This window comes from Dyella lutea, assembly GCF_024158035.1.
Taxonomy (GTDB): domain Bacteria; phylum Pseudomonadota; class Gammaproteobacteria; order Xanthomonadales; family Rhodanobacteraceae; genus Dyella_A; species Dyella_A lutea.
Genome location: NZ_JAMZEK010000002.1, coordinates 418,810 through 429,135, shown reverse-complemented (window position 1 = coordinate 429,135; position 10,326 = coordinate 418,810). Strand labels below are relative to the sequence as shown.

Annotated in this window: 11 protein-coding genes and 4 tRNA genes; 2 read left to right on the top strand and 13 right to left on the bottom strand. The window is 65.4% G+C overall.

Annotation, left to right across the window (positions count from 1 at the left end):
- Nucleotides 1-211 precede the first annotated feature (211 nt).
- The 12 genes from rplL to NC595_RS09205 form a co-directional block, all read right to left on the bottom strand.
- Nucleotides 212-583, bottom strand: a complete 372-nt coding sequence (gene rplL, locus NC595_RS09260; protein WP_063672335.1) for a 50S ribosomal protein L7/L12 — start codon at nt 581-583, stop codon at nt 212-214.
- 46 nt (nt 584-629) lie between these two features.
- A complete protein-coding gene (gene rplJ / locus NC595_RS09255) occupies nt 630-1,157 on the bottom strand; it encodes a 50S ribosomal protein L10 (protein ID WP_017463271.1) in 528 nt (175 codons plus the stop codon).
- 348 nt (nt 1,158-1,505) lie between these two features.
- Nucleotides 1,506-2,213: a 50S ribosomal protein L1 gene (gene rplA, locus NC595_RS09250; protein WP_253566057.1), complete on the bottom strand. Its 708-nt coding sequence runs from the start codon at nt 2,211-2,213 to the stop codon at nt 1,506-1,508.
- Nucleotides 2,214-2,216: 3 nt separating this feature from the next.
- On the bottom strand, nt 2,217-2,645 hold the full coding sequence (gene rplK / locus NC595_RS09245) for a 50S ribosomal protein L11 (RefSeq protein WP_063672339.1): 429 nt from the start codon (nt 2,643-2,645) through the stop codon (nt 2,217-2,219).
- Between the two features lie 222 nt (nt 2,646-2,867).
- Nucleotides 2,868-3,428 (bottom strand): transcription termination/antitermination protein NusG, encoded by a 561-nt coding sequence (gene nusG, locus NC595_RS09240; RefSeq protein ID WP_017463268.1) that lies wholly within the window; start codon nt 3,426-3,428, stop codon nt 2,868-2,870.
- Nucleotides 3,429-3,439: 11 nt separating this feature from the next.
- Nucleotides 3,440-3,835: a preprotein translocase subunit SecE gene (secE, locus tag NC595_RS09235; RefSeq protein ID WP_253566056.1), complete on the bottom strand. Its 396-nt coding sequence runs from the start codon at nt 3,833-3,835 to the stop codon at nt 3,440-3,442.
- 73 nt (nt 3,836-3,908) lie between these two features.
- Nucleotides 3,909-3,984 (bottom strand) — tRNA-Trp (locus NC595_RS09230).
- 139 nt (nt 3,985-4,123) lie between these two features.
- Nucleotides 4,124-5,314, bottom strand: coding sequence for an elongation factor Tu (tuf, locus tag NC595_RS09225; RefSeq protein ID WP_253566055.1), 1,191 nt, complete (start codon nt 5,312-5,314; stop codon nt 4,124-4,126).
- A gap of 85 nt (nt 5,315-5,399) precedes the next feature.
- Nucleotides 5,400-5,475, bottom strand: a tRNA-Thr gene (locus NC595_RS09220).
- A gap of 23 nt (nt 5,476-5,498) precedes the next feature.
- Nucleotides 5,499-5,572 (bottom strand) — tRNA-Gly (locus NC595_RS09215).
- 32 nt (nt 5,573-5,604) lie between these two features.
- Nucleotides 5,605-5,690 (bottom strand) — tRNA-Tyr (locus NC595_RS09210).
- Nucleotides 5,691-5,846: 156 nt separating this feature from the next.
- The gene (locus NC595_RS09205) at nt 5,847-6,341 is read right to left on the bottom strand and encodes an acyl-CoA thioesterase (RefSeq protein ID WP_063672340.1); all 495 of its coding nucleotides are present in this window, start codon (nt 6,339-6,341) and stop codon (nt 5,847-5,849) included.
- Nucleotides 6,342-6,449: 108 nt separating this feature from the next.
- On the opposite strand from NC595_RS09205, the gene NC595_RS09200 reads away from it, so the two are divergent.
- Nucleotides 6,450-8,771 (top strand): SpoIIE family protein phosphatase, encoded by a 2,322-nt coding sequence (locus NC595_RS09200; protein ID WP_253566054.1) that lies wholly within the window; start codon nt 6,450-6,452, stop codon nt 8,769-8,771.
- Nucleotides 8,768-9,160, top strand: coding sequence for an STAS domain-containing protein (locus tag NC595_RS09195; protein WP_253566053.1), 393 nt, complete (start codon nt 8,768-8,770; stop codon nt 9,158-9,160). The genes NC595_RS09200 and NC595_RS09195 overlap by 4 nt, the downstream gene beginning before the upstream one ends.
- Before the next feature lie 40 nt (nt 9,161-9,200).
- Here NC595_RS09195 and ychF read toward each other — a convergent pair whose 3' ends face one another.
- Nucleotides 9,201-10,292, bottom strand: a complete 1,092-nt coding sequence (gene ychF, locus NC595_RS09190; protein ID WP_253566052.1) for a redox-regulated ATPase YchF — start codon at nt 10,290-10,292, stop codon at nt 9,201-9,203.
- Between the last annotated feature and the right edge of the window lie 34 nt (nt 10,293-10,326).

The window sequence follows — 10,326 nt, the reverse complement described above, 5'->3', positions numbered from 1 at the left end:
GGTGATGCTCCGGACGGCCAGGCAGGCCCGACGGGACATCAAAAAGACAGGAATCAGTAGCCGGTGTCCGGCCGCTCAGTACTGCCTTTTCGGGTGACTCGGTGAAACGGGATGGCGACGAGGCCAGCCCTTGCAACAGGCAAAGCCCGGGGGCTTACGCCCCCAGGCTTGCGTGACGCTAGATCAAACTGATGGCGCGCAAGAGCGCCAATTACTTCAGTTCGACCTTGGCGCCGGCGGCTTCCAGGTCCTTCTTGAACTTCTCGGCGTCTTCCTTCGACACGGCTTCCTTCAGGACGCCGCCGGCCTCGGTGAGATCCTTGGCTTCCTTCAGGCCCAGGCCGGTGATGGCGCGGACAGCCTTGATCACGTCGACCTTCTTGTCGCCGGCGTTCACCAGGACGACGTCGAACTCGGTCTTCTCTTCGGCAGCCGGGGCGCCAGCGGCCGGGCCAGCGGCCATCATCACCGGGGCGGCGGCGGACACGCCGAACTTCTCTTCGATGGCCTTCACCAGCTCCATCACTTCCATCAGCGACTTGGCGGCGACGGCGTCAACGATCTGTTCGTTGGTCAGGGACATTGTGTTTTACCTCTGGAAATTGAATCGAATGGGATAGACGACGAACTCAGGCTTCCGCCGGGGCTTCTTCCGCGACAGCTTCGCCACCGCCCTGCTTGTCGGCCACGGCCTTGACGGCGCGGGCGAACATCGCAGCGGGCTCGGCGAGCACGCGAGCCAGCATGGCCAGCGCTTCTTCGCGGGTCGGCAGCGAGGCCAGCACGTCCACGTGGGCGGCCGGCAGCAGCTTGCCCTCCACGGAAACGACCTTGGCCTTCAGCTTGTCGTTGGTCTTGGCGAATTCCTTGATCAGGCGACCGGCAGCACCGGGCTCCTCGAGCGAGAACGCGTACAGCAGCGGACCGGTCAGGGCGTCCTTGACGACCTCGAACTCGGTGCCGACCACAGCGCGCGATGCCAGCGTGTTCTTGACAACCTTCAGGAACACACTCGACTCGCGGGCCTTCTTGCGCATCGCGGTCATCTGTTCGACCGTGGTGCCCGCGTACTCGACGGCGACCAAGGAGTGCGCCTTCGCGGCCACTTCGGCCAGTTCGGCGACTACTTCTTGCTTCTGAGAGAGATTCAGAGCCATATCACTCCTCCACTATGAAATCCGCTCGCGACTCCTGCCGCTTGCGGTCCTGGGCGACGCCTTCCGTGACGTCGGGGATCCTTTGAGGGATCCCGGGTGGTGGCCTTTCCAGAAAAACGATTCCAGAAGGGGCAACACCATCTGCGCAGGCCAGGGTCCGCAACCGGATCCCGATTAAGCGCTCCCGCTTTCGATGACGGCGATTCCCTGCCAGCACGAGCTCCCTGCCCGTCGTCATCGCGCGCGGAACGCGCCTGCGGTCTTTGACGGCGACCTCGGCGGACATGCCGCCGGGGCTACCTTCAAAAACTGCCTGCCAGGCCCGAAGACCGGCAGGGCTTGAATTGCTTACTTCGCCGCAACCGTCAGCGACGAAGTATCGACCGGCACGCCCACGCCCATCGTGCTCGACAGGGCGACCTTCTGCAGGTACTGGCCCTTGGCCGTCGCCGGCTTGGCCTTCAGCAGATCGGAGATCAGCATGTTGAGGTTGTCCGCCAGCTGGGACGCCTCGAAGCTGGCCTTGCCGATGGTGGCGTGGATGATGCCCGCCTTGTCGTTGCGGAACTTCACCTGGCCCGCCTTGGCATTCTTCACCGCGGTGACCACGTCGGCGGTGACCGAGCCGTCCTTCGGGTTCGGCATCAGGCCGCGCGGACCCAGCAGCTGGCCCAGCTTGCCCACCACGCGCATCGCGTCGGGGGTGGCGATCACGCGACCGAAGTCGAGGTCGCCGGCCTGCATGCGCTCAGCCAGGTCGTCCATGCCGACGGCGTCGGCACCGGCAGCCTTGGCGGCCTCGGCCTTCTCACCGGCCGGGCAGAACACGGCGACCTTGACGGTCTTGCCGGTGCCGTGCGGCAGCAGCGAGGAGCCACGCACGCCCTGGTCCGACTTCTTCGCGTCGATGCCGAGGCGCACGGCCACGTCGATCGACTCGGCGAATTTCGCCTTGGCGTTGTCCTTGATGATCTTCAGTGCTTCGTCGAGGCCATAGACCTTGCCCGGCTGCACCGCGGCCTGGGCCGCCTTCATACGCTTCGTCAGCTTTGCCATGTCTTAGCCCTCCACCACCAGACCCATCGAACGAGCGCTGCCGGCGATGGTGCGCACGGCCGCATCCAGATCAGCCGCCGTCAGGTCGGGCTGCTTCTGCTTGGCGATCTCTTCGAGCTGGGCACGGGTCACCTTGCCGACCTTGTCGGTGTTCGGCTTGGACGAACCCTTCGGAGTATTGGTGAGCTTCTTCAGCCAGAACGTGGCCGGAGAGGTCTTCATCGTGAAGGTGAAGCTGCGGTCCGAGTAGGCGGTGATCACCACCGGAACCGGGGCACCGGGCTCCATCTTCTGCGTGGCGGCATTGAACGCCTTGCAGAACTCCATGATGTTCAGGCCGCGCTGACCGAGGGCCGGACCGACCGGCGGCGACGGGTTGGCCTGACCGGCCTTGACCTGAAGCTTGATGTAGCCGACAACTTTCTTTGCCATGGGATTTTCCTTGCGAGTGCAGGCGCCTTGCGGCTCCTCGCTTCATGTCCTTCCCGGACGATGGAATGCCCGCCCTCCGGCAGGCAACTGAAAACGCGAACACGCAGAGACTGAAAAGCCCCAGCGTGAACCGCGTAGTTTAGAGATTGATCAGCTTTTAAGCAAGTGGCGAGCCAGAACCCGGTTCGGCGCAGGCCACGACCACAGATCAACGGGAATGGGTCAGGCCTTCTCGACCTGGCCGAACTCCAGCTCGACCGGGGTCGAGCGACCGAAGATGAGCACGGCCACGCGCAGGCGGCTCTTCTCGTAATTAACCTCTTCGACCACGCCGTTGAAGTCGTTGAACGGGCCATCGGTGACGCGAACCATCTCGCCCGGCTCGAACAACACCTTGGGCTTGGGCTTCTCCACGCCCTCGCGGACGCGGCTGAGGATGGCATCGGCCTCGCTGTCACGGATCGGCAACGGCCGGTCGGCGGTGCCGCCGATGAAGCCCATGACCTTGGGCGTCTCCTTGACCAGGTGCCAGCACTCGTCGTCGATGCGCGGCCCCTTGCCCTCGGTGTCGGTCTCGATCTGCACCAGCACATAACCAGGGAAGAACTTGCGCTCGCTGCGGCGCTTCTGGCCGGCGCGCATTTCGATCACTTCCTCGGTCGGCACCAGCACTTCGCCGAACTTCTCCTCCATGCCAGCGCGCTTGATCCGCTCGTCGAGCGAACGCTTGACCTGGTTCTCGAAGCCCGAATAGGCGTGCACCACATACCAACGCTTGCTCATGCTCACTTACCTCACGAACCCAGCTTGAGCAGCCAGTCGAGCACGACCGACTTCAGGATCAGATCGATCAGCCCCAGCAACAGGGACAGCACGATCACCACCACGATAATGACTGCCGTGGTCTTGATGGTCTCGTCCCGGTTGGGCCAGACCACCTTGCGCAACTCGAACTGCGACTCGGCGATGAACCCCTTCAGACGGCGACCCGGTTCGGTAAAGGCCGCAATCGCGAGCGAGGCGACGATGGAGGCCAGCACGCCAATCAGCAGCACCGACTGCGGCACCTTGCCCACGCCGTCGTACCAGGAGTACGCGCCGATGCCGGCCACGAGCACCAGCCCGGCCAGCACAAGCTTGCCAATATCTCCGGCGCCAATGCCCCGGGATTGTTCTGCCTTGGTGTTCATGCGCACTGGACGGATGCAGCGACGACCGCCTTGGCGACCGATCCGCACTATCCGCCATCGCTCCTTGCAAGAGTGGCACGCCAGGAGGGACTCGAACCCCCAACCTGCGGTTTTGGAGACCGCTGCTCTGCCAATTGAGCTACTGGCGTACTGAAGTTCAGAAACAAGCAAAGCCGCACGCTCGACCAACCGACGGGGACGCCTCTGCGTCAGGGAGGGCGAGGAACGGAACCCGCCCTCGCCTCCTTCCCGGCAGCCAGCCCAACGGGCGACTTGCCACTTTACCGCTTACTTGATGATCTTGGCCACCACGCCGGCGCCGACGGTACGGCCGCCTTCGCGGATCGCGAAGCGCAGACCCTCGTCCATCGCGATCGGGTGGATCAGGCTCACCACCATCTTCACGTTGTCGCCCGGCATCACCATCTCCACACCCTCCGGCAACTGGCAGGCGCCGGTCACGTCGGTCGTGCGGAAGTAGAACTGCGGACGGTAACCCTTGAAGAACGGGGTATGACGGCCACCCTCGTCCTTCGACAGCACGTACACCTCGGCCTCGAAGTCCGTGTGCGGGGTGATCGAACCGGGCTTGGCCAGCACCTGGCCGCGCTCCACGTCGTCACGCTTCAGGCCGCGCAGGAGCAGGCCCACGTTGTCGCCCGCCTGGCCCTGGTCCAGCAGCTTGCGGAACATTTCCACGCCGGTCACGGTGGTCTTCTGCGTGTCGCGGATACCCACGACCTCGATTTCCTCACCGACCTTGATGATGCCGCGCTCCACGCGACCGGTCACCACGGTGCCGCGACCGGAGATCGAGAACACGTCTTCCACCGGCATCAGGAACGGCCTGTCGATGTCGCGCTGCGGCTCCGGGATGTAGCTGTCCAGCGCGTCCACCAGCGCAATGATCGCCGGCACGCCGATCTCGCTCTGATCACCTTCCAGCGCCTTCAGCGCCGAACCCTTGATGATCGGCGTGTCGTCGCCCGGGAAGTCGTACTTCGACAGCAGCTCACGCACCTCCATCTCGACCAGCTCGAGCAGCTCGGCGTCGTCCACCATGTCCGCCTTGTTCAGGAAGACCACGATGTACGGCACGCCCACCTGGCGCGACAGCAGGATGTGCTCGCGCGTCTGCGGCATCGGGCCGTCCGCGGCCGAGCACACCAGGATCGCGCCGTCCATCTGCGCCGCACCCGTGATCATGTTCTTCACGTAGTCGGCGTGGCCCGGGCAGTCCACGTGCGCGTAGTGGCGGTTCGGCGATTCGTACTCGACGTGGGCGGTCGAAATCGTGATGCCGCGCGCCTTCTCTTCCGGCGCCGCGTCGATCGCGTCGTACGCCTTGAACTCGCCACCGAAGCGCTCTGCGCCGATCTTCGTCAGCGCCGCCGTCAGCGTCGTCTTGCCGTGGTCCACGTGACCGATCGTGCCCACGTTGACGTGCGGCTTGGTGCGCTCGAATTTACCCTTTGCCATACGCGTTAAACCCCGATGGAGTCGATTGAAGTTAGAAAAACTCAATGGTGGCGCCGGCCAGCCCTGCTGGACGTGCCACCTGAGGTGGTGCTCATGACTGGAATCGAACCAGCGACCTCTTCCTTACCAAGGAAGTGCTCTACCGACTGAGCTACATGAGCGGAAAACTTGAGGCCGAGTTCAATGGAGCGGGAGACGGGAATCGAACCCGCACCATCAGCTTGGAAGGCTGAGGTTCTACCGTTGAACTACTCCCGCCCGATCGATCGAAAACCTGCGCGGAACCTGACTGGTGGAGGGAGGTGGATTCGAACCACCGAAGGCGTAAGCCAGCAGATTTACAGTCTGCCCCCGTTGGCCGCTTGGGTATCCCTCCAACAAAGAACGGCTATTTTCGCCACGCCCCCGGATACTGTCAACACTTTACCGACATTTTCCGGAGCACGGCCAGCCGCGAAACCGCACGGGGCGCGCATGATGCTCGGTTCGCAACGGCAGGGCAAGCTTTCCGTGGAAGCGGGCGGCGCGCGATCTAGTCCGAAGCAGGCTCCGATGGCATAGCCACGACCTGGGCCTCCATCGCCTTGGACATCTCCATAAGGCGGCGCGCGTGTTCCTGCAGGCGCTGATCCTCTTCGTTGCGGGGCGTCCAGGTGGGCACGGCCGTCGGGCGGCCGTCCGGACGGTCCAGCGCAACGAACACCATCACGCAACTGGTGGCGAGACGACGTTCGCCGGTCCGCAGGTCGCTCGCCTGCACATCGACCGCCAGGTGCATGCTGGTGGTACCTGTGTGGATCAGGCGCGCCCGTACCGTGACGAGGTCGCCGATCAGGATCGGCTTGACGAACTGAATGCCGCTGACCGAGGCGGTGACGCAATAGGCCCCACTCCAGCCCACCGCACAGGCGTAGCCGGCCTGGTCGATCCACTTCATCACCATGCCACCGTGGACCTTGCCCCCGAAATTGACATCGGTGGGCTCGGCCAGGAACCGAAAGGTGACTTCGCTCTGCTGTCCCGGCATGGGCACTGCTCCCGTGCATAGAAAACGTGCAGTATGCCCGCACAGGCCGGCTTGCGGACGGACTCCGCGGAGACGGCGAGACACCCGAGGGAGCCAGGGGAGGCGCGCATGCGGGGATTGCGCAGTATTGCGTCGCGACTGGCGCTGTGGAGCCTGCTTGGCTCGGCCCTGGTGCTCACCGTCGTCGGGTTGCTCCTGCTCGGCCACCTGCGCCAGACCTGGCTGCGCTCGGCGCATCGCGAGGGAGGCACCCTGGCGCTCGCCGCCGCACACGGCATCGAAGCCCATCTCGCCCGCGCGGGCGAGGTAACCCGACTGCTGGCGCGACTCGCCCGGACCCGCTCCGACCCGACCGCGCAACTGGCCTCCGACGCCCTGAAGGCGAACCCCGATCTGGCGGGCATCCTGTTTGCGTGGACTCCCGACGACCCCACTCATCCGCCCGTCGCGCCGTTCGTCGACCGCCAGCCGAACGGCACGCTGACTCGGCGCGACCTGAGCCATGACGGCACCCGCTACTGGGAACAACCGTGGTTCCGGTCGGGCCTGGATTGCACGGATGGCTGCTGGCAGAAGCCGTTCTTTTCGCAGTCCCGACAGGAGCGCCTGATCAACTATTCGGTGGCGATTCGCTCGGCCGGGCGAAGCATCGGCATCGTCAATGCCGACGTGACACTGGCGTGGCTGCAGAGCGTCCTGGGCTCGCTCAAGCGCCCGGACGGAGCCGTCATGTTCGTGGTCGACCACGAGGGACACTTCCTCGCCCATGACGGCACCGCCAGGCTGGGCCTAGTGGCCACGCCCGAGCTGCGGCAGGCGTTGGCCATGGCCGGAGACGCACCGGGGGAACTGCGGGCGGGTATCGACCCCAGCGTCTCCGGACGCGCGTGGATCTATCACGCTCCGGTAGCGGGCACCGGCTGGACGCTGGGCCTGCTGGTACCGCAAGCGCAGCTGGAAAGCAGCCTCCGCCGCCTGTTCATGCGCGAGCTATCGCTCGGACTGCTGGCGATGCTGGGCATCGCGGTCATCACCCTGGTGGTCACCCGACGCACCCTCTCACCGCTGGCGACCCTGACCGGTCGCGCCGAGCACGTGGCGCGCGGCGAGCTGGACTTCACCCTGCCCCGGATCCGTCGCCGCGACGAGATCGGCCGATTGACGCACGCCTTCGACCGGATGCGGCGGCAGCTGGCGCATCACCTGGAACAACTGACCCGGGCCACCCGGGAACAAGAGCGCCTGCGCAGCGAGCTGGAGATCGCCCATCAGATCCAGGTGGCCCTGCTGCCCAGCGAGCACTATCTGGATGCCCGCTGCGCCATGTTCGAGCTCCACGCCACGCTGCGCCCGGCGCGTGCGGTGGGAGGCGACCTGTACAGCTATTTCATGCTCGACCAGCGGCACTTCTGCCTGATGGTGGGAGACGTGTCGGACAAGGGGATTCCCGCCGCGCTGTTCATGGCCCGCGCGATCACCCTGGCCAAGGCGCTGGCGCCACGCGCGCGCCATCCCGCACTGTTGCTGGACCAGCTCAACCGCGAGCTGTGCCAGGGCAACGAAAGCTGCATGTTCATCACCCTGCTGTGTGGCGTGCTCGACACGTCGGACGGCCGGCTGGTGCTGGCCAGCGCGGGACACGAGCCCCCCATCCTCTACCAGGGGGGTACCGGGCGCCTCGTCGAGGTCACTACGGGACCGGCGATCGGACTGGACGAGGATGCGGGCTACGTCGAACAGGAGCTGACGATGGAAGCCGGGGATACGCTGCTGATGTATACCGACGGCATCACCGAGGCCGGAGCGCCCGATGGCAGCATGTTCGGCATCGAGCGCACGCTGGCCAGCCTGGAGCGGGCACCTCCGCCGACGGCTCCCGGCGAATTCACCGCCCGGCTGATGGCAGATGTGGATGCATTCGCCGAAGGCTGCGACCAGACCGACGACATCACGATCCTCGCACTCAGCTGGCACCATCGATCCCGGGAGGAAGCCGGCATGCTGGACCTGACGCTCAAGACCACCCTGGAGGATGTGTTCGCCGCCCTGGAGCGCTGCGAGTCCGTGCTGGACGACGCGGGCGTGGCCGTCGGCATACGCGAAGACGTGCGCCTCGTGCTCGAGGAGCTGATGGTGAACATGGTCCAGCACGGCCACGAGAACCCGGCCGATGGGTCGATCCGGCTACACCTGCGCACCAACGAAGGCGCCGTACTCGCCGAACTGCACGATGACGGCATGGCATTCGACCCGCTGCAGGCCTCCGTACCCGCACTCTCGGGAGACGTGGCCGACGCGGAAGAAGTGGGCGGACTGGGCATCCACCTGGTGCGCGCAATGGCCAGCGAGCTGACCTATCACCACGACCGCGACGGCAATCACCTGCAGCTGCGCTTCATCCAACCCGATCAGACGGAATCGCCAACATGACGATCGAACTGCGCACGGAACGACCCTCTCCCGACCGCCTGGTCCTGCACCTGCACGGGCGCCTGGATGCCAATACCTACCTGGAGTTCGACGGCGCGGCACTGCCGCTGCTGACCGAGCTGCCGCACGGCGCCACCGTGGTGCTGGACATGGCCGGCCTGGAGTACATCAGCAGCGCCGGGCTGCGCAGCGTGGCGCGTATCCGCAAGGCCACCCGCACCCTGGGCGGACACACCCTGCTGCTGGATCCGCAACCGCAGGTCCGCAAGGTCTTCGACATCGTCAAGGCGGTGCCGGTCAGCGAGGTGTTCACCGGCACGTCGGAACTGGATGCCTACCTCGACCGCATCCAGAAAAAGATCATCGACGAGGCCGACGGCGGCAAATGAGGTGACGGAGGGCAGGCCCGGGAGTCTGCCCTCCGCGCGATTAGACATTGAACAGGAAGTGCAGGACGTCGCCGTCTTTCACCACGTAATCCTTGCCTTCCTTGCGCAGGCGCCCGGCTGCCGCGGCGCCGGCCTCGCCCCGGTACTGGACGAAGTCGTCGAAGGAGACCGTCTCGGCACGGATGAAGCCGCGCTCGAAATCGGTATGGATCACCCCCGCCGCCTGCGGTGCGGTGAAGCCGCGCTTGATCGTCCAGGCGCGAACTTCCTTCACGCCGGCGGTGAAGTAGGTCTGCAGGTTGAGCAGCCTGTAGCCGGCACGGATGACGCGGTTCAAGCCCGGCTCTTCCAGCCCGAGGTCCTTGAGGAATTCGTCGCGGTCGGAATCGTCGAGCTGGGACAGCTCCTCCTCGATGGCCGCGCACACCGGCACCACCTCGGCGCCCTCCTCCGCGGCGCGGGCGCGCACGGCGTCCAGGTGCGGGTTGTTCTCGAAGCCGTCCTCGCGCACGTTGGCGATATACATCAGCGGCTTGAGGGTGAGCAGGAACAGGTCGCGCACCAGCGCCTTTTCCTCCTCGTCCAGGCCCAGGCTGCGCGCGGTCCTGCCTTCGTTGAGGCCCGTGGCGAGCTTCTGCAGCACCGGCTTCTTCGCCAGCGCCTCCTTGTCGTTGGCCTTGGCGGCGCGCTCGGCACGGTTCAACGCCTTCTCGACCGAATCGAGGTCGGCCAGCGCCAGCTCGGTGTCGATGGTCTCGATGTCGGCGATCGGGTCGACCTTGCCGGCCACGTGCACGATGTCGCTGTGTTCGAAGCAGCGCACCACGTGGGCGATCGCGTCGACCTCGCGGATGTGCGCCAGGAACTTGTTGCCGAGGCCTTCGCCCTTGGACGCGCCGGCGACCAGGCCGGCGATATCGACGAACTCCACCGCGGTGGGGATCACCTTTTGCGGATTGACGATCGCCGACAGCGCGTTGAGGCGCTCGTCGGGCACCGGCACCACGCCCACGTTCGGCTCGATCGTGCAGAACGGGAAATTGGCCGCGGCGATGCCGGCCTTGGTCAGCGCGTTGAACAGCGTGGACTTGCCGACGTTGGGCAGGCCGACGATGCCGCATTTGATGCCCATGATGGAGCTCCGGAAACTTGAGGGGGAAACAGGA